Origin of the sequence: Ferrovum myxofaciens, assembly GCF_013181415.1 — a bacterium.
In the GTDB taxonomy this organism is placed as follows: domain Bacteria; phylum Pseudomonadota; class Gammaproteobacteria; order Burkholderiales; family Ferrovaceae; genus Ferrovum; species Ferrovum myxofaciens.
Map to the genome: position 1 here is coordinate 1,494,578 of NZ_CP053676.1, position 18,791 is coordinate 1,513,368.

16 protein-coding genes are annotated in these 18,791 nt (G+C 54.2%); 9 read left to right on the plus strand and 7 right to left on the minus strand.

Annotated elements, in window-relative coordinates; translation table 11 throughout:
• Nucleotides 1-3: 3 nt before the first annotated feature.
• Genes HO274_RS07300 through HO274_RS07315 form a run of 4 tightly spaced genes read right to left on the minus strand, consistent with a single transcriptional unit; the run spans nt 4 to nt 3,392 of the window.
• A complete protein-coding gene (locus tag HO274_RS07300; RefSeq protein ID WP_273118172.1) occupies nt 4-279 on the minus strand; it encodes an oxidative damage protection protein in 276 nt (91 codons plus the stop codon).
• A gap of 48 nt (nt 280-327) precedes the next feature.
• Complete coding sequence (argA, locus tag HO274_RS07305; RefSeq protein ID WP_031595873.1) at nt 328-1,644, minus strand: amino-acid N-acetyltransferase; 1,317 nt, start codon at nt 1,642-1,644, stop codon at nt 328-330.
• Nucleotides 1,645-1,693: 49 nt separating this feature from the next.
• Nucleotides 1,694-2,431, minus strand: coding sequence for a 16S rRNA (uracil(1498)-N(3))-methyltransferase (locus tag HO274_RS07310; RefSeq protein ID WP_273118175.1), 738 nt, complete (start codon nt 2,429-2,431; stop codon nt 1,694-1,696).
• Between the two features lie 52 nt (nt 2,432-2,483).
• The gene (locus HO274_RS07315; RefSeq protein ID WP_273118178.1) at nt 2,484-3,392 is read right to left on the minus strand and encodes a LysR family transcriptional regulator; all 909 of its coding nucleotides are present in this window, start codon (nt 3,390-3,392) and stop codon (nt 2,484-2,486) included.
• Between the two features lie 118 nt (nt 3,393-3,510).
• Between HO274_RS07315 and gap the strand changes: the two genes are divergently transcribed.
• From gap to HO274_RS07335, 4 genes are all read left to right on the plus strand, one after another.
• Entirely contained in the window at nt 3,511-4,527 is a 1,017-nt protein-coding gene (gene gap, locus HO274_RS07320; protein ID WP_031595882.1) for a type I glyceraldehyde-3-phosphate dehydrogenase, read from the plus strand.
• Nucleotides 4,528-4,613: 86 nt separating this feature from the next.
• Entirely contained in the window at nt 4,614-5,792 is a 1,179-nt protein-coding gene (locus HO274_RS07325; RefSeq protein WP_273118181.1) for a phosphoglycerate kinase, read from the plus strand.
• Between the two features lie 161 nt (nt 5,793-5,953).
• Complete coding sequence (gene pyk / locus HO274_RS07330; RefSeq protein WP_273118183.1) at nt 5,954-7,384, plus strand: pyruvate kinase; 1,431 nt, start codon at nt 5,954-5,956, stop codon at nt 7,382-7,384.
• Nucleotides 7,381-8,262: a phosphoribosylaminoimidazolesuccinocarboxamide synthase gene (locus HO274_RS07335; RefSeq protein ID WP_273118185.1), complete on the plus strand. Its 882-nt coding sequence runs from the start codon at nt 7,381-7,383 to the stop codon at nt 8,260-8,262. The genes pyk and HO274_RS07335 overlap by 4 nt, the downstream gene beginning before the upstream one ends.
• Nucleotides 8,263-8,287: 25 nt before the next feature.
• Here the strand turns inward: HO274_RS07335 and HO274_RS07340 are convergent, their stop codons facing one another.
• On the minus strand, nt 8,288-9,832 hold the full coding sequence (locus HO274_RS07340; RefSeq protein ID WP_273118187.1) for a sensor histidine kinase: 1,545 nt from the start codon (nt 9,830-9,832) through the stop codon (nt 8,288-8,290).
• Nucleotides 9,833-10,165: 333 nt separating this feature from the next.
• Between HO274_RS07340 and tetH the strand changes: the two genes are divergently transcribed.
• The 5 genes from tetH (at nt 10,166) to HO274_RS07365 (ending at nt 14,211) form a co-directional block, all read left to right on the plus strand.
• Complete coding sequence (gene tetH / locus HO274_RS07345) at nt 10,166-10,960, plus strand: thiosulfate dehydrogenase (RefSeq protein ID WP_031595896.1); 795 nt, start codon at nt 10,166-10,168, stop codon at nt 10,958-10,960.
• 10 nt (nt 10,961-10,970) lie between these two features.
• Nucleotides 10,971-11,957, plus strand: coding sequence for a substrate-binding domain-containing protein (locus HO274_RS07350; RefSeq protein WP_273118190.1), 987 nt, complete (start codon nt 10,971-10,973; stop codon nt 11,955-11,957).
• 12 nt (nt 11,958-11,969) lie between these two features.
• Nucleotides 11,970-12,644, plus strand: a complete 675-nt coding sequence (locus tag HO274_RS07355) for a c-type cytochrome (protein WP_273118193.1) — start codon at nt 11,970-11,972, stop codon at nt 12,642-12,644.
• 8 nt (nt 12,645-12,652) lie between these two features.
• Nucleotides 12,653-13,531 (plus strand): c-type cytochrome, encoded by an 879-nt coding sequence (locus HO274_RS07360; protein ID WP_420537399.1) that lies wholly within the window; start codon nt 12,653-12,655, stop codon nt 13,529-13,531.
• Between the two features lie 95 nt (nt 13,532-13,626).
• Nucleotides 13,627-14,211, plus strand: coding sequence for a response regulator transcription factor (locus tag HO274_RS07365; RefSeq protein WP_273118198.1), 585 nt, complete (start codon nt 13,627-13,629; stop codon nt 14,209-14,211).
• 9 nt (nt 14,212-14,220) lie between these two features.
• On the opposite strand, the gene HO274_RS07370 is transcribed toward HO274_RS07365, so the two are convergent.
• Nucleotides 14,221-17,457 carry an efflux RND transporter permease subunit gene (locus tag HO274_RS07370; protein ID WP_062187961.1) on the minus strand — a complete coding sequence of 1,079 codons (3,237 nt, stop codon included), beginning with the start codon at nt 17,455-17,457 and terminating at the stop codon, nt 14,221-14,223.
• Between the two features lie 12 nt (nt 17,458-17,469).
• Nucleotides 17,470-18,669 (minus strand): efflux RND transporter periplasmic adaptor subunit, encoded by a 1,200-nt coding sequence (locus HO274_RS07375; protein ID WP_273118204.1) that lies wholly within the window; start codon nt 18,667-18,669, stop codon nt 17,470-17,472.
• Nucleotides 18,670-18,791: the final 122 nt, after the last annotated feature.

Here is an 18,791-nt window from a genome sequence, read left to right on the forward strand (position 1 = left end):
CCCTCATGACTGAGGAGGGGGCACATAACCGGAGGCCTGCTCTGCCCCCTCCCCGAAAAAATGAGCTTCCATTTGCTGGGCCAGATACTTGCGGGCTTCCGGATCGGCCAGATTGAGACGATTTTCATTGATCAGCATGGTCTGATGACCCAGCCACTGTTGCCATGCTTCTTCCGAAACCTCTTGATAGATTCGTGCCCCCAAGGCCCCTGGGTAGGGCGGTAAATCCAATCCCTTGGCTTCTTTTTTCAACTTGATGCACTGCACGGTTCGGCTCATGATTCACCTTCCTGATCGAATGAAAAGAGCATGATACCGGAAACCCGTTCAACCCAGAGGCTTGACGAATACTTTGGAACGGCGCCGGTAGTTGTACATCTGCTGCCGCTGAGGGGGGAGGTCATGCACGCCGGTTTCCACAAAGCCCCGTTCCGCAAACCATTGCCCGGCCCGTGCGCTCAGCAGAAAGAGGTGCTTCACGCCCAGAGCACGAGCCCGTTCTGCCACATGGCTCAGCAATACGTCACCCCGTCCCTGACTGCGAAACTCGGGCATCACTGCAAGACAGGCTAGTTCTGCACATTCTTCCTCGGGGTAAGGGTACAGCGCCACACAACCGATCACCCGCCCATCGTGCAACAATACCGTGAAACGGTCGATTTCGGTTTCCAGCAATACTCGATCGCGCTTGACCAGAGCACCTTCCGCCTCCAGCGGTTCAATCACACTCAGTAGTCCCGGCACGTCTTCCAATGTCGCAGAACGCAACACATCCTTGATGTCCGGCGTGACCAGGGTCCCGATCCCCTGCGACGTGAACAGTTCCAGCAATAGTGCACCATCCCGGTGACGATCCAGCAGATGGACGCGCGCCACGCCCTGACGACATGCCCGCACCGCACAGGGCAGGTAATACCCCACATCCTCGCCCTGCGTACCGGGATGCCGAAGAATTTCTTCGGCTTGTTGGGCCGACAACGTCCCGATCAACTCGCCGGAGCCATTGACCACCCCGGCGGCATCTGTCAAAAAAATCAGTTTGGCGGCCTTCAGAGCCACTGCGGCGGCGGTAGCCACTTCTTCCACGGTCAAGTTGTAAATCTCGCCCGTTGGTGAGTAGCCCAAAGGAGGCAGCAACACAAACTCTTCGTCCTCCAGACGGCGCTGAATCCCCAGCGCATCGATCTTGCGTACGCGACCGGTATACTGGAAATCCACGCCCTCCACCACGCCCACCGGACGAGCCGTGACAAAATTTCCCGTGGCCACCCGCAGGGCAGCGCCTGCCATGGGCGATTCGGCCACACCCACCGAAAGCAAGGCACTGATTTCCACACTCAGCGTCCCGGAAGCCTCGATCAGACACTCCAGCGCCACGGCATCGGTAACCCGAATACCTTCCACATAATGGGGCACATGACCCCGTTGCGAGAGTCGTCCTTCCGTCTGTGGACGGGCTCCATATACCAACACCAGGCGTACGCCCAAACTATGAAGAAGGTTGAGGTCATGGGTAAGTGCCACGAATTTACCATCGCTGACCACCTCCCCACCAAAAGCCACCACGAAAGTATGACCCCGAAACCCATGGATATAGGGGGCAGCAGCCCGAAACCAGGCCACGAAGTCCTGACTGTTCTTCATCGATAATCCCCTAGTTGCCCAAGCGTGATTCTATCAACCCTTGGTCAGATCACAACGTCCAGTCCTCGTAACGGGACTGAAGAGTTGCCAGTACGGCCAATGCAGCGGTTTCCGTACGCAGGATGCGGGGGCCAATGCGCCCATCCACGAACCCTGCCTGATGGGCCTGGCCTATTTCTGCCGCACTCAATCCCCCCTCGGGCCCCACCAGCAGAATCACGGTTCCATCCGACAAGGCTGGATCCGCCCGCCCTGGCTGTCCCTCCGGATTCAGCAGGAGGCGAAGCCCCAGTGCGGGAAGTTTGGCCCAACAGTCACGCAGCGCTCCAAAAAAGCGCAGTTCTGGCACTCGATTGCGCCCACATTGAGCACACGCCGAAAGAATGACCTTGTGCCAATGTTCAAGACGCCGTGCCTCGCGCTCTCCCTTCAGGCGAATCACGCTACGTTCCGTCGGGGTCACCCACAGGGCAGTGGCCCCCAACTCCACGGCTTTCTGAAAGATCCAGTCCATTTTTTCGGTGGCACAGAGTCCCTGAATTAAAATCGTCTGGAGGGGTGACTCCCGTTCCACAGAGTCGAAAACTCCCGCTGTCACCTCCACGCGGGGACCTTCAATGGTCAGTATCCGGGTACGGAACTCTCCCCCCTGACCATCGAACAGCATCAATTCCTCTCCCTCTTCCATTCGAAGTACCCGCACCGCATGGTGTGCCACTTCACGGGGCAACGCTCCTCCTTGCACCAAAAGGATACGGTCAGGACAATAGAAACGCGGGAGGCTCATCCTCCAGGACCTCTTTGATCAAGACAAAACACGGTCATGCTATCATGCCCCGTTAACCCACCACCGGCAGCATATGCGGTGCCTGCTCCAGCAAAAACGCCTTGAAAGCCCGCGCCACCGGGGACAGGCGTTTGTCCCGATGATGAACCAGATTCCAGTCGCGGATAATGGGCAATCCAACCACCGGTAATATTTTGAGTCGTTTGGTTTCCAGTTCCAACGTAACCGAATGTTCGGATAAAAAAGCAATCCCCATGCCAGCAATCGTGGCCTGCTTGATGGTTTCGTTGCTACTCATCTCCATGCGCGGATGTATTTCAACTCCATGGGCCAGCAGGAATCTTTCCAGCAACTGACGCGTACCCGACCCTTTCTCGCGCAGTAAAAAATCTTCCCCGGCCAGGTCCGCCACTTCCACGGTTTTTTCCGCAGCCAAGGGGTGCGTGGGTGGAGCCACGATAATATGGGCATTGCGGGCAAAGGGCTCCATCACCACGCCCATCTCTTCCGGCGGCTGTCCCATGATGACCAGATCCACTTCGTTATGGTGCAACTGCCGAACGATTCCCGCCCGATTCGATACCGACAATTTCAATTGGACCGCCGGATACAAGACACAGAAGCGAGACAGAAGCGTAGGGGCAAAATATTTGGCCGTGCTGATGATGGCAATGTCGAGACGACCACTGATTCCCTCGCGCAAACTTTCCAAGGCTTCCCGGGCATCCTTCAGTTGACGCGCAATCACCCGCGCATGCTGGTAGAGTTCTTCTCCCGCATGGGTCAGAAAAATTCGCTTACCCATCTGTTCAAACAGAGGCATCCCCACAAAATCTTCCAACTGTTTGATTTGCATGGATACCGCAGGCTGAGTCAAATGTAACTCTTCGCTCGCCCGTGAAAAACTGAGCAATCTGGCCACCGCCTCGAAGATTTGTAACTGCCGAAAGGTAAAATGCATGCCCACCCCTGATGACAAACCCATCATAAAGCCTTCATAATATCAGTGCAATTTATCTATAATAGGGGGAAAGAATCACCGTATTCCCCCACCATTGTCAACCCTGAGGAGAAATCACATGGCTGTTCGCGTCGGTATCAACGGTTATGGTCGCATCGGTCGCAATGTATTGCGTGCCCTGTACGAGACCGGTAACAAGCAAGGTATTCAGATCGTAGCGATCAACGATTTGGGCAATTCTGAAACCAATGCTCATCTGACCCGCTTTGATACCGCCCACGGTCGGTTCAATGGAGAAATCTCGGTGGAAGGCAACGCCATGGTCATCAATGGCGATCGCATCCCGGTTTTTTCTCAACGCAACCCCGCTGAAATCCCTTGGGGCAGCGTGGGCGTGGATGTGGTTCTGGAATGCACTGGTTTGTTTACTTCCAAGGAAAAGGCTTCGGCCCACCTGAAAGGCGGCGCCAAAAAAGTCGTCATTTCCGCACCAGGCGGGAACGATGTGGATGCCACCGTGGTATATGGGGTCAATCATCATGTTCTGCGTTCCGACATGACCGTCATTTCCAATGCTTCCTGTACCACCAACTGTTTGGCCCCCCTGGTAAAACCGCTGCACGAAAAAATCGGCGTGGTCAAAGGCTTGATGACGACCGTTCATTCCTACACCAACGACCAGGTGCTGACCGATGTGTACCATTCCGACCTGCGTCGGGCCCGTTCCGCCACCATGTCCATGATTCCCACCAAAACCGGGGCGGCAGCGGCCGTGGGTCTGGTTCTGCCCGAATTGAACGGAAAACTGGATGGTTTTGCCGTCCGAGTCCCCACCATCAATGTCTCGTTGGTGGACCTGACGTTTGAAGCCGCACGGGCCACCACCGTGGAAGAAATCAACAGCATCATGAAGGAAGCTGCGGGTTCAGCCGCCTTGAAGGGCATCCTGAACTACAACGAAGGACCCCTGGTTTCCGTGGATTTCAACCACGATTCTGCTTCCAGTACCTTTGATGCCACCCTCACCAAAGTTTCCGGCGGAACCTTGGTCAAGGTTCTGTCCTGGTATGACAACGAATGGGGCTTCAGCAACCGTATGCTGGACGTCACCGCTGCCTGGATGGCAGCATCCTGACTCGTCCATGTTTGATGCATCAGCCCTGTTTCTCTGAAATTATGGGCTGATTTTTTGAATTTTTTGAATTACCACAGGAAATTGTCATGAGTATCCTTCGCATGCAGGACATGGATCTTGCCAAAAAACGTGTATTGGTGCGCGTTGATCTCAACGTACCCCTCAAGGAAGGCCGTATCTCCGATGACACGCGCATCCGTGCCAGTCTGCCCGGGATCCAACACGCCTTGAAGGCAGGAGCACGCCTCATGTTGATGTCCCACTTGGGCCGTCCCGCAGAAGGCACTTTTGATGAAGCCCATTCCCTGGCGCCTGTGGCTCAGCGCCTGTCCGAACTTCTGGGGCAACCGGTGCCTCTGATCCGGCACTGGCTCGATCACCCCCTGAATGTCGAACCGGGTCAGGTGGTCCTGCTGGAAAATGTGCGCTTCAACGTGGGCGAAAAAAAGGACGATGACACGCTGTCCAAAAAAATGGCCGCCTTGTGCGATGTATTCGTGATGGATGCCTTCGGCACCGCTCACCGCGCCGAAGCTTCCACCCATGGAGTGGCCAAATTCGCTCCGATCGCGTGTGCCGGCCCTCTGCTGGCAGCGGAACTGGATGCCCTGGGACGCGCGCTCAAGGAACCTGCCCGCCCCCTGGTGGCCATCGTGGCAGGATCTAAAGTTTCCACCAAGTTGACGGTGCTTTCCACTCTGTCCCACAAAGTCGATCAACTGATCGTCGGCGGTGGAATTGCCAACACCTTCTTGCTGGCCGAAGGCCACAAGATCGGCAAATCCCTGGCAGAACCTGACCTGGTACCGGAGGCTCGTAAAATCATCGATTCAGCACGGGCACGGGGCGGCGATGTGCCCATTCCGGTGGATGTAGTCACTGCCAAGAAATTCGCTGAAGATGCTGAAGCCACCCTGAAAAATGTGGATGCTGTAGTTGACGATGACATGATTTTTGATATCGGTCCAAAAACGGCCGCGCGCTTGGCGGAGATCATTAAAAACGCCGGTACCATCGTGTGGAACGGTCCTGTGGGCGTGTTCGAATTCGATCAGTTTGGCGACGGCACCAAAGCCTTGGCCCTGGCCATTGCTGAATCCAAGGCCTTCTCCATCGCCGGAGGGGGAGACACCCTGGCCGCCGTATCCAAGTACGACATTGCCGACCGTGTGTCCTATATCTCCACCGGGGGCGGCGCTTTCCTCGAATTCCTCGAAGGACGAGACCTGCCTGCTGTCAAGATCCTCGAAGCACGAGGACAATAACCTGTCGCATCGGAGCCCTCCGCAGGGAGGGTTCCCTGCGCACAAACCAAACAGACTCGGGCTACCCATGAGATAATCATGGCTTTATCGCTGGTGGAGTTCGAATCGTGGTACCAGACCCATTCCCTACCCCTCCACTGCCCACAGGAGTTGTCATTCAAATGCAGCGTCGTACCAAAATTGTCGCCACCATCGGTCCCGCCTCCAGTTCTCCCGAAATCCTCGAACGCATGATCCTGGCCGGGATGGATATGGCCCGCCTCAACTTTTCCCACGGCACGGAAGCAGACCACCGCGCACGAGTCGAAACCATCCGAACCTTGGCCAAAAAACTGGGCCGAACGGTGGGTATTCTGGGTGACCTGCAGGGTCCTAAAATTCGGGTAGGCAAGTTTCAAGACAACAAAATTCTTCTTCAAGCTGGCGCCACCTTCATACTCGATGCGGATTGCCCTTTAGGCAACCAGGAACGGGTCGGACTGGATTACAAGGAATTACCCCAGGACGTTCACCCCGGTGACGCCCTTCTTCTGGATGATGGAAAAATCGAACTCTGCGTCACCGCCGTCATCGGCAATGAAGTTCACACCATCGTCATTCAGGGAGGCACCCTGTCCAACAACAAGGGCATCAACCGTCGAGGCGGCGGATTGACCGCACCCGCACTCACCGATAAGGATCGGGAAGACATCAAGTTGGCCGCACGCCTGAAGGTGGACTATCTGGCCGTCTCCTTCCCCCGTTCCGGTGCTGACATGGATCAGGCCCGTGCGCTTCTCACTGCGGCGGGTGGCCAGGCCCAGTTACAAGCAAAAATCGAACGCGCTGAAGCCATCGATGCCCTGGAAGACATCATTGCCGCCAGCGATTCCATCATGGTGGCGCGGGGAGATCTGGCCGTGGAGGTAGGGGATGCCGCTGTGCCCGCCCTGCAAAAGCGCATGATTCGCCTGGCGCGCCAGATGAACAAAACCATCATCACAGCCACCCAGATGATGGAATCCATGATCTCCAGCCCAGTCCCCACCCGCGCAGAGGTCTCTGATGTGGCCAATGCCGTGCTGGATGGAACGGATGCCGTCATGCTCTCTGCCGAATCGGCCGCAGGGCAATATCCGGTGGAATCCATTGCGGCCATGGCGAGAGTCTGCACCGAAGCAGAAAAACAGGAAATGCTCCCGACGGTGGAACGGGGGGCTTTCGACCCCGTGGATCGTATCGAGAAGGCCGTGGCGCGCGCGGTGATCCATACCACCCGTCACCTGAACGTCAAGGCAGTGGCCGCTTTGACCCAGAGCGGAACCACGGCTTTGTTGATTTCTCGCTCGGATACCCCCGTGCCGATCTATGCCATGACCCCCTCCGAAGAAACCCAGCAGCGAACCACCCTGTACCGGGGAGTTTACCCCGTGACCTTCCATCATAGCCATCTTGAACCTGCGGCTGTCATTGCCGAAGCTGAGGCTGTACTGCTCAAGATGGGTGCCGTCGTGGAAGGCGACTTGATGCTCTTGACCATGGGCGAACCCATTGGCAAGGCAGGGGGGACCAATACGATGAAAATCATACGGGTGGGAGAGCATACTGCATGAGTGACGCCGTTTTTGAAACGACCATCACTTCCTTGCCCTTGATTGCCCGGGGCAAGGTGCGGGACATCTATTCCGTGGGAACTCAGTACCTGCTCATGGTAACCACCGATCGCCTGTCCGCCTTCGATGTCGTCCTTCCTTCCCCCATACCAGGCAAGGGAAAGTTACTCCAGACCCTCTCCAACTTTTGGTTCGATCATTTCAAGGACATTCCCAACCATCTCACCGGAATCGACCCTGAAGACGTGGTCACAGAAGCCGAAAGAGATCAGGTCAGGGATCGTGCCATGATCGTCAAACGTCTCAAACCCCTGCCTTTGGAGGCGGTGGTACGGGGTTATCTGGAGGGATCAGGCTGGAAGGACTATCAAATGACTGGAAGGGTTTGTGGCCTCCCTCTCCCGGTGGGATTACAGCGCGCCGAAAAACTCCCTCAACCCATTTTCACCCCGGCCACCAAGGCGACAGCGGGCGATCATGACGAAAACATCAACTTTGAACGAATGATTGCTTTGGTCGGAGAACCGCGTGCCGAGGAAGTGAAACGTACGGCCTTCAAACTTTATTCTGAAGCCGCACAGTACGCCGAAGATCGCGGCATCCTGATCGCCGACACCAAGTTCGAGTTCGGACTCGATGATCACGATCAACTGACCCTCATGGATGAGGTACTCACGCCAGACTCCTCGAGATTCTGGCCCAAGGACAGTTACCAACCCGGCACCAGCCCGCAAAGTTTCGACAAACAGTTCGTCCGCAACTGGTTGGAAACCCAACACTGGAACAAATGCCCCCCTGCCCCCGCCCTTCCCGAAGAAATCATCCTGGGTACCTTGAAGCGGTATCAGGAAGCCGTCACCGCCCTCACGCACGCTTGATCTGTCCTCTCCCCCAAGCCGGTTGTCACGTCAACAGTGAAGTCCGTTCAGGATCCGGAAAACGGACAGTAAACCGGCTTCCCTGCTCCTCCGTACTGGCAACTTCCAGGGTCCCGTGATGCAGGGTGATGATCTGGTTCACGAGGGTAAGTCCCACGCCTGTTCCACTGTGCGAACTGACGTTGGAACCACGGAAATATCGTTCGAAAATATGAGGACGATCCCGCTCTGGAATGCCGATGCCCTGATCCGATATTTCAATCACCAGAGTACCGTCACAGTCCTGCGCCTCAAGCGTAATGGAACTTCCCGGTGCCGAATATTTGACAGCATTAGATAAAAGATTGCCAAATGCCTGATGAAGCAATTCCACATCCCCGGTGAGAAAAAAACTTAAATTTTCCAGGTGTTCCTGAAAATTTCGATCAGGAGCCATTTCACGATATTCCTGGCACAAACGACGAAGCAACTCCTTGATATCCAGTGATTGCGGATGAAATGGTGGGGGTTCGGCAGAATGTTTGGGGACATCCAGCAAACTGTCGAGAAGGGTGGTCAGGCGCTGGGTGGCGCGCCGGATCTTGAGTGCCCGCTCTCCCACTTCTTCAGGTCCAAAACGCTCACGGGCGTTATACAGGCGCTGAGCATACCCATCGATCAGAGCCAGAGGCGTTCGAAATTCATGGGAGGTCATCAAAACGAAATTATGTTGTTGCTGAGTCATTTCCTGAGCTTTGGCCAGAGCATCTTCCAAACTTTTTGCCTGTTCAGCCAAACGTGCCTGACTGGTCAACAGGGCTCGGGCATTGTCCCGAAATACTTGCACAGAACGGGCCATGACACCAATTTCATCGCTCCGCTCAACCCCCTGAATGGGAACTTCTGTTTCCTTGTCTGCAATTCGTTGCATACTCTTTGCCAAATCGAGTAACGGATTGGAAACAGAGCGGGTAATGAAACCAATGGCCGTAAAAAGCAGCAATCCTGCGGTCAAAATGGCCGCCACGATCCAGCCGTTGGCATCCCGATAAGTGGCACTTTCCCGTTCCACGGCATTTTTAGCCCCCACCAGATTCCACTGCGTCAATTGTCCCAGTGTTTCACTGGCCCGGTTATAAGCGGTGCGCGCATCGGTGCGGTATAAACGAATCGCTGTGCCACTTTCAAGCGGCAACCTTTGTTCCTGCTTCACCAACCGGTGATAACTTCGCCAGTGAACCAGGAAATCCTGATACAGCCGATCTTCCTGATCATCGTGACGAATGCGCTGGTATCGCACCAGACTATGGGCAATGGAAGCATCCAGAGAGTCCATTTCGTGCGCACTATCCTGACGTTCTGACAACGTATCCGACAGCAAGAAACTGCCCTCAGCCGCACGAAAATCCGAGGTATCGTTGTTGAGATCCCCCAGAATGCGCGTGGATTGCAGCCAGCGGTCACGAATCTCTGCCGTCACCCGATTATAATCATCCAACTGACGAATACTGAACGCGCCCAACCCCACGACCAATAAAAGGAAGAGGGCGTAGGCCAGGGACAGGCGTGTGCGCAGAGAATGAAAACGCACGGTTTATCCGGGCACAGGATCTGAGCCAAGCACTATTATCAACCCTTGCCCCCCTTATTTCCCTTAAATGATCTCAATCCACAGCCCCACCGTATCCGATAAACACTTAAAACCGATTGAATTTTAACAAAAATCTTATATTGATAACGAAAATACCCCATCGCTTCGATGGATTGGTGAATAAAATTCATCATTTAATAATAAAAATGAATTTTACTTATCCCGTCACCCACTCTTATAATACAACCATTGATTCTAAGGATAGAACAATAAACTATTAAGCCCCTTCAAAGGGCTCGTCTCTCACAATAAATTTTATTTGGAGTGAATACCATGAACAATGCGCGCAGAGGAATGTTGGGCTTCATGACCAGCGGTTTGGCAACCCTGACGTTGGTTGGAGGCGGAACGGCAGCGCATGCCGAATCGATCTCCACCCCCTTGAAGACCTTGATCCCTGAGGGAACGCCGTGGTTATCCCTGTTAAACAAATCCTTGGAAAAAACACCCCGACGTCGGGATTTCAAGAGCGTTCCCATGATTTTGACCCGCCCCGAAGAATGGGATGATGAGGCCTTACGCTTGATTTTCCAGTATCAGGGACAGCACAAACAGGTTTTCGACAATATGATTCTGGATGGCCCATGGCTCAATTTGATGAGAAATGCCCTGAATACCCAAACATGGGCTTTTGGGCACAAGGACTTTCTGGTGGTATCGGGCACCCACGGACCCGCTCATTTGGCGCTTTACGATGACTATATTTGGGAAAAATATCAACTGTCCCAACTGACCCAGGGAAAATTCAAGGACAACAGTTTCTTGAAAGTGCCTGCCGCCGCCCAGGCGGATCCCACCCAGTATGAGGACATCACCGGCGTATTCTCGCCTCTGGATAACAGTATTCCTGTGCTGCAAGCCCGTGGCGTGGTTTTTCTGGCTTGTCACAATGCCATCTTTGAGTTAGCCACCCGGCTACACAAGACAGAAATCAACCCTGACCATCGATCCATCCCCCAATTGGCAGCCGAACTCACCAACCATCTCATTGATGGTGCGGTATTGACCCCTGGTGTAATGGGAACAATACCTGAATTGGGCGCACGGGGTTTTTATTACGCCAAATAGGAGAACATCCATGAAAAAAAACAAAATTCATTTCATTATTAAAACGATTTTACTGCCCCTGCTGGGCGGTATCACCTTGACCGCGCAAGCCGGGGTGAATCCGCCCTGGAGCGAGGGGAGAAACAACCCCGTGGTTCAGCGTGGACTGGAGTTCACCGTCCCTGAAGTGGACAATCTTCCGGACTTTCATGGGGATCCCATGGGTGCCCAGTTGTCGATTTTCGTGGGCGGCAATTATTTCTTTGCCATGGCTCCCTTGGTGACTGCCTTTGAAGAGGAATACCCTGCGCTGAAAGGAAAAATTTATTACGAGACCATCCCACCGGGACTACTGTTCGATCAAATACACCAAGGGGGCACCATCACGGTGGGCAACATGACCTGGACAGTCAAGGCAGACGTCTATGCAGCGGGATTGAAACGGGTCAGCGCGCTGGATAATGATGGTCTGTTGCAAAGCCCCGTGGTGTCCTACGCCACCAATCAACTGGCCATCATGGTCCCGAAAAACAATCCCGCACATATCCAGACACTGAGCGATCTGGGCAAACCCGGGGTAAAACTGGTCATGCCCAATCCTGAATTCGAAGGAATTGGAAGGCAGATCAAAGCGGCTTTGATGAAGGCAGGGGGCCCCGACCTGGTTCAGGAAGTTTATGTCCATAAGGTCCATACGGGAGAGACCCAACTGACCCATATCCATCACCGACAAAGCCCGATGACACTGATGAAAGGGCTCGCAGATGCCGGAGTCACCTGGCAATCCGAAGCGATTTTTCAGGAAGAAACAGGAAATCCGATTACCCACGTGGAGATTCCCGCCACACAGAACGCCACCGCAATTTATGCAGCGGGAGTGGTAAAGGGTGCGCCCCATCCACAGGCGGCTCAAGCCTGGGTCGATTTCCTGAAATCCCCCAAAGCCCAGGCCATTTTTGCACATTATGGTTTCAAACCTTATCCAGAGGCCACGGATAAGTCGTCAATCCTTCGATGAAGAGAGCGTGACATGTATAAAACCAAGTATTTTGAACATGGAAAAGCATCTCTCAAGGCTCTCTTGTTTCTGCCCCTGGCCTTTGGCACCCACGCCGAAACCTCCCTCTCCCAACCCCTCATCTCTGCCGGGGGAGAGGGCAGCAAATTCAGTGGAGCCGCCTGTGCCGGTTGTCATGGAAACGAAGGCGACGGGAATGCCGCAGAGGGAATACCGCGTTTGAGGGGACTTTCCGCCACGTATCTGAGGGAACAACTGCAGGCCTTCGCCTCCGATGAACGGAAAAATCCTGTCATGAACTCCATCGCCCAAACGCTCTCTACCGATGGCATCACCCATGCTGCCAACTACTATGCGCAGTTACCCCCTCTGTATCGGCCTCTGGGGGTAAAGGCCGAATCCGACAACGAACTGGCCACTCATGGCCGCTGGGGTGAAAACATTCCATCCTGTGATGATTGCCATGGCCCCGAAGGGAAGGGTGTGGGCGAAAACTTTCCGGCTTTGAATGGGCAACCTGCACTTTATCTGGAAAACCAGTTGCGGGCCTTTCAGAAGGGCAGTCGCCCCCCAGGCCCCCTCCACTTGATGGAGAATATTGCAAAAAAACTGTCGGATGCCGATATTCGAACCATTTCACTCTACTATTCCGGATCAACCCCCATGACCACAGGAGGTCAACCGTGAAATACCTGATGACCCTTGCTCTGTTGATGACCAGCCTCACGACCTTGGGAAACAGCCTGCCCGACGGACCTCCTGAGGGAGGGGCTTCTATTTTGCCCGCAGACCACGATATTCCCAAGGATGAATTTGGAAAGATGGTGCGCCAGGGGCAATTGATTTTCTCCAACACCGGTCAATTCGCAGGGGCCTATGTGGGCAATGATTTAAGTTGTCGGAATTGTCATCTGGACCAGGGTCGCAAAGCGGGATCTGCGCCTTTATGGGCTGCATTCCTGTCCTACCCCGCTTATCGAGCCAAAAATCACAGGGTCAACACCTTTGCCGAACGTTTGCAAGAGTGCTTTGTCTACAGCATGAATGGCAAGGCTCCCCCCTTGGGTGACCCTATATTGGTGGCTTTGGAATCCTATGCCTACTGGATGGAGAAAAATGCAAAAATCAATCCTCTATTGCAGGAACGAGGAATCCCTCAAATCCAGAAACCCGGCACTCCTCCCAGTTACGAACGAGGGAAAACCGTCTATGCGAATAATTGTGCGCTCTGTCACGGAACCAGTGGTCAAGGGAGAAGAGCCAATGACGGGCACATGGTCTTCCCCCCTCTGTGGGGAGATCGCTCTTTCAACTGGGGAGCCGGAATGGCTCTTCTGAACAAGGCCGCCGCCTATATCAAAACCAATATGCCCCTGAGTTTGGGAGGATCGCTCTCCGATCAGGATGCCTGGGATGTGGCTTACTTCATGGACGGACACAATCGTCCCCAGGATCCACGATACACCGGTTCTGTGGATGAGACACGGGCCTTATTTCACCGTACCCAGAATTCTCTCTACGGACATCTGGTTGCCGGTCATGTGTTGGGAAATGACCCGGTATCCAAAAACTGAACCGCCCATCGATGACTCATGAAGATTCCTGATAAAGTACGTTTTCCATCCTAAAAAACAGTCTCTCCTCATTCATTGCCAACTTCTGGACGTTGATGAAAATTCTTTGTATCGAAGATGATCGTGAAATGGCTGATTTGATTGCTGAGGAGTTGCAGGATCGAGGAGTCACCGTCCTCCTGACCTATGATGGTCAGGCTGGCCTCGAGGCCATCGAGCGTGGGCGCCCGGATCTGGTGCTGTGCGATATCGGCTTACCCATGCTTTCCGGATTCGAGGTGTTGGAAAAAGTCCTGGTCGCAGTGACCAACCCCCCGACCTTCATTTTTCTGACGGCCCTCACCGACCGTGAAAGTGAATTGCGCGGACGACGACTGGGTGCGGATGACTATGTCACCAAGCCCATCGACTTTGATGTACTGTACGAAATCCTGCGTACACGTTCAGGCCGGGCACGGGAAAACACAATCCCCTTCGTTGGGGTGGAACTGGCAGAAAGGGAGCGGGAAGTACTGACCTGGTCGGCGCGTGGCAAAACCTCCAGTGAAATTGCCCTGATTCTGGGACTGTCCAAAAGAACAGTAGATTTTCACATCGATAACGCCCGCACCAAACTGGGGGTTGCCACTCGCATCGAAGCCGCGATCCGGGCAGCCAGTCTGGGCCTGATCACACCCTGATCCCTGCTTTTATTCGTCGAGTTTAAGGGTATTATCCATCGGTTTGACCCGAGGCTTGCCTCGCCTCTTGTCAAGAAACACCATCTGCAAGGCAGGAGCCACCACCAACAACATGATCGGCCCCAGTAACATCCCCCCCACCACCACCATGGCCAGGGGACGTTGCACCTGACTGCCAATACCGTGCGACAAAGCCGCAGGAAGCAGTCCGATACACGCCGACAGCGCCGTCATGAGAAGTGGCCGCATACGCTTCTCAGCCGCCGTAAACATGGCTTCCTCTGCGGGCATGCCCGAATTCACCAAGCCATTGAAGTAGGTCATGATGAGAATACCGTTCATGACCGAAACCCCAAACAGCGAAACAAAACCGATAGCTGCCGAGACACTCAGATCCAACCCCGTCAAATACAAGGCAATGACCCCCCCCGCAGCCGAGAAGGGAATGGCCACCAGCACCAGGAGGCTGTCTCGCACGGAATTGAACAAGCCATAGAGCAAGATCAGAATCAGACCTAAGGCGATGGGAACCACCACAAAAAGCCGCTGTTTGGCCTGCTGCAATTCATCAAACTCTCCGGCCCACTCGATCCGATACCCTTGTGGCAAGGGAACCTGATGCGCAATGGCCTGCTGGGCTTCCAATACCGTACTCCCGATATCACGTCCGCGCACACTGAATTTGACCGGAATGAAGCGCTGGTTTTTTTCGTGATAGATGTATGAGGCACCTGTATCAAGAGAAATATTCGCCACTTCACTGAGGGGAATATAGGCATTGGTTCCCGTTGGAGTTTGATAGGCCACCTTCAATTGACGAATCGAATCGATATTCTGTCGAAACTCAGGGGCCAGTCGTACCACCAGGGAAAATTGCCGATCGCTTTCCATCAACGTCGTGGTCTGGGCACCGCCCAAAGCGGCTTGAACCACCGTATTGACGTCGCCTGTATTGAGCCCGTAACGAGCGGCCCGCACCCGGTCCACCACAATATTGAGATTGGGTTGTCCCATGACCCGAAAAACGCCCAGATCCGCAATACCCTTGATCTTGGCCAATTCATCGTGTACCTGATTAGCCAATTTTTCCAGTATCACCAAATCCGGACCCAGGATCTTGACCGAATTGGCCCCTTTGACCCCTGACAGACCCTCTTCAACATTATCCTGAATATACTGGGAAAAGTTGAATTCTATCCCGATGAATTCCTGCGCGAACTTCTTCTGTAACTCCGCCACCAACTTTTCTTTGGTCACCCCGGCTGGCCAGTCTTCCATGGGTTTCAGAGGTACAAAAAACTCTGCATTCCCAAAACTGGAGGCATCACTCCCATTGTCGGGCCGCCCATGCTGGGAAACCACTGTGATGACTTCGGGATAGGTGTCCAGAATCTGTCGGATCCGGGTCACCGTTGGCATCCCTGCTTCCAGTGAAATGGTGGGCGGCATGGTCGCTCGAATCCACAAATTCCCTTCCTCGAGGGCAGGAAGGAATTCCGATCCGATCATACGCAACAGAATCAAAGCGACCCCTAAAAATGCCATTCCTCCCAGGATAGTTTGTTGGCGATGTGCCAAAGCCCAGCGCAGGATCGGGACATAACGTTCGCGTAGCCAACGCACCACCATAGTTTCCGTATCACGCACTTCTTTTGGCAACAGAAAAGAGCAAAGAACAGGCGTAATGGTGAAAGTCGCAATCAAGGCCCCAGCCAGGGCATAGCCGTACGTACGCGCCATCGGGCCAAAGATCTGGCCTTCAACCCCCTCCATGGTAAAGAGGGGTAGAAAAGCGGCCACGGTGATGATGGTCGAGAAGATAATGGCACGATCCACCTGCAGGACACTGATGAAAATCATGCGCAATCGGTTGGTCCACCCGTAGCCGTGGGCCAGAATCCGAGTGTCCCCCCGTTCATTCCCTTCCAGCAAGGCTTCGAGCAAAGCACTGCGATCGGCTTTGTTTTTCTGGAAATTATGGAAGATGTTTTCCACCAGAATGACGGCAGAATCCACAATGATGCCGAAGTCCACAGCTCCCAGAGAAAGCAGGTTGGCGGATTCCCCCGTCATGACCAGCAGGATGATGCTGAAAAACAGGGCAAAAGGAATATTGATACCCACGATGAGCGCACTGCGCAGATCTCCCAGAAAAACCCACTGGATGAAGAAGACGAGCAGACATCCAAAAATCAGGTTATGCAATACGGTGTGGGTGGTGACGTTGACCAAAGAGGTCCGGTCATAGAAGGGAACGATCTTGACTCCAGGCGGAAGACTGCCATCACGGTTGATTTTTTCCACTTCGGCTTTGACTCGAGCCACCACATCGTTGGTTTGCATGGTACGGTTCATCACCACGATGGCAGCCACCACATCGTCCTGATGATCCCGTCCTGCCTTGCTCAAACGGGGCACTACCCCCACCTTGACCTGGGCCACGTCCTTGACCAGCACTGGTGTCCCATTGGACTGCGCAAGCACGATGTTTTCCACATCGGTCACCCGCCGTCCCTGGGTCAAATCCAGCCCACCTCCGGTATCGATCAAACCAACGCCCCGTATATTGAGGGACTGCTGACCGATATTGATGGTCCGCCCCCCCACGTTGATGTTGGCATTACCGATGGCCGCAACCATTTGGGGGATGGTGATGTTGTAGGCTTCCAGTTTATGCAGATCTGCTTCTACATCGAACTCCTTGGTGGCCCCACCCCAACTGTTGACCTGAACCACCCCTGGAACCGTCAACAAACGCCGTTGCAACACCCAATCCTGAACCGTGCGAAGATTGGTCAAGCCAAAATTGGGGGGGCCCACGACCTGATAACGGAAAATTTCCCCCACCAGACTGGACGCCTGAATTTGGGGAGAAACATTATTGGGCAGACTGACATTCTGTTGCAGGCTCAAGGCAGCCTGAGTATAGGCAAAATAATAATCAATGCCGTATTTGAAGGTCACACGAATAAACGACAGCCCATAAAAGGACGTGGAACGGATATTATCGACCCCAGGAGTAGCCGCCAAGCCCACTTCCATGGGCACCGTATAGTACCGCTCCATTTCCTCGGCCGAGAGGCCCGGTGCCTGAGCCGTAATCTCGAGAATCACCGGAGCCGGATTGGGATAGGCCTCCACGTTGAGTTTCAGGTAGGCCATAACCCCGGCGGCAATGAATACCAGAAGTCCCAATAACACGAGAGGTCGACGAGACAGCGAAAACAACAAAATACTTTTCAACACGGTTCTCTATCCTCACTCGCCCGTCGATGCATCGACCGCGAAAGCATTGCTCAGAAAGATCGCTCCATCGGTGGCCACATTTTCACCCGGCCGAATGCCCTCCAGAATCTGCATCAGATTTTCCTGACGAACCCCAAGAGTCACTGAACGCCGCCTGAAACGGTGCTGTCCTTCGGCAACCCAGGCACTGTAGGACCCATCTCCTTCTCGCACTACCCCGCCATCGGGGAGTCCCACTGATTGCATATCGGCTCCTGTACGAATGGTAAAGGTCGCCATCATCCCAGGATGCAATTCATGACGGGGATCACGGACCACACAGCGAACCTGAAGACGGTGGGTATTAGGATCCACCACGGTCCCGACTTTATCGATCTTCGCCTGGAAGGTACGTTGAGGGAAAGCCATGACCCGCACGAGCACGGATTGTCCGACTTCCAGAAGCGGGATATCGGTTTCAGCTACATTGGCCAGCATCCACACCGTGGAGAGGTCGGAAATGGCGTAAGGAGCGGGGGCCGTACCCGGTTGTACATAGGTTCCCGCCGCTGCAGACATGGCAACTACCGTCACGCGCCCATCCAGGGGACTGGGAATAGCCAAGACCGAGTCCACCTTGTGGGTCGCCTCGATACGGTCAATGTCTTGGGCAGACTTGCCAAACAGATGCAAGGCATTCCGTGCTGCATTGTAATTTCCCTCTGCCGTTTGCTGATCTGAAATGGCCTGCTGATAATCCTTTTCCGCCAAGCCCTTGAGTGCAATGAGTTGTTTGGCGCGCTCCAGCACACGGGTCGTCAATTCACGCACACCTGCTGTCGCAATCACGGTGGATTCAGCTTGGATCAAGTCGGGGCTATCCAGGGTATAGAGCGTCTCTCCTTTCTTGACAAAGTCCCCTACTTCCTTGAACCCTCGAAGAATCTTACCGGGATACGGGGGATAAACCTGCACGGTTTGTTCATCATCGAAGGCGATGACCCCCATGGCTTCCCGTTGTGCCAGAAAAGGGTGAAGGGTGGCTGGTGCTACCTTGACCAGCGCCATTTGAGCATCCGTCAATTGCAACGTTTGCCCGGACACCTTCGGTCCGATAACTGATTTTCCCTCGCTGGCGGGAGGTTGGACACCACCCTTGAAATAGATCAGTACACTCACCAAGACAATAGTGGCGCCGCCCAGAATCACCCATTTTTGACGATTGAACCCCATACACTCGAACTCCTGCCAATTTTGGCGCAATGATGCGGCTTTCGCCTCCTCTCGTCTACTGTGACAAATCACAGTTTTCATGGGGCCGGAACCCTCGTACACTCCCCCCCATCAGACTTGGA

Bases quoted from the DNA above. Each gene is read 5' to 3' on its own strand.
- HO274_RS07300 (WP_273118172.1), bottom strand. From the start codon at position 279: ATGAGCCGAACCGTGCAGTGCATCAAGTTGAAAAAAGAAGCCAAGGGA.
- argA (WP_031595873.1), bottom strand. From the start codon at position 1,644: ATGAAGAACAGTCAGGACTTCGTGGCCTGGTTTCGGGCTGCTGCCCCC.
- HO274_RS07310 (WP_273118175.1), bottom strand. From the start codon at position 2,431: ATGAGCCTCCCGCGTTTCTATTGTCCTGACCGTATCCTTTTGGTGCAA.
- HO274_RS07315 (WP_273118178.1), bottom strand. From the start codon at position 3,392: ATGCATTTTACCTTTCGGCAGTTACAAATCTTCGAGGCGGTGGCCAGA.
- gap (WP_031595882.1), top strand. From the start codon at position 3,511: ATGGCTGTTCGCGTCGGTATCAACGGTTATGGTCGCATCGGTCGCAAT.
- HO274_RS07325 (WP_273118181.1), top strand. From the start codon at position 4,614: ATGAGTATCCTTCGCATGCAGGACATGGATCTTGCCAAAAAACGTGTA.
- pyk (WP_273118183.1), top strand. From the start codon at position 5,954: ATGCAGCGTCGTACCAAAATTGTCGCCACCATCGGTCCCGCCTCCAGT.
- HO274_RS07335 (WP_273118185.1), top strand. From the start codon at position 7,381: ATGAGTGACGCCGTTTTTGAAACGACCATCACTTCCTTGCCCTTGATT.
- tetH (WP_031595896.1), top strand. From the start codon at position 10,166: ATGAACAATGCGCGCAGAGGAATGTTGGGCTTCATGACCAGCGGTTTG.
- HO274_RS07350 (WP_273118190.1), top strand. From the start codon at position 10,971: ATGAAAAAAAACAAAATTCATTTCATTATTAAAACGATTTTACTGCCC.
- HO274_RS07355 (WP_273118193.1), top strand. From the start codon at position 11,970: ATGTATAAAACCAAGTATTTTGAACATGGAAAAGCATCTCTCAAGGCT.
- HO274_RS07360 (WP_420537399.1), top strand. From the start codon at position 12,653: ATGACCCTTGCTCTGTTGATGACCAGCCTCACGACCTTGGGAAACAGC.
- HO274_RS07365 (WP_273118198.1), top strand. From the start codon at position 13,627: ATGAAAATTCTTTGTATCGAAGATGATCGTGAAATGGCTGATTTGATT.
- HO274_RS07375 (WP_273118204.1), bottom strand. From the start codon at position 18,669: ATGGGGTTCAATCGTCAAAAATGGGTGATTCTGGGCGGCGCCACTATT.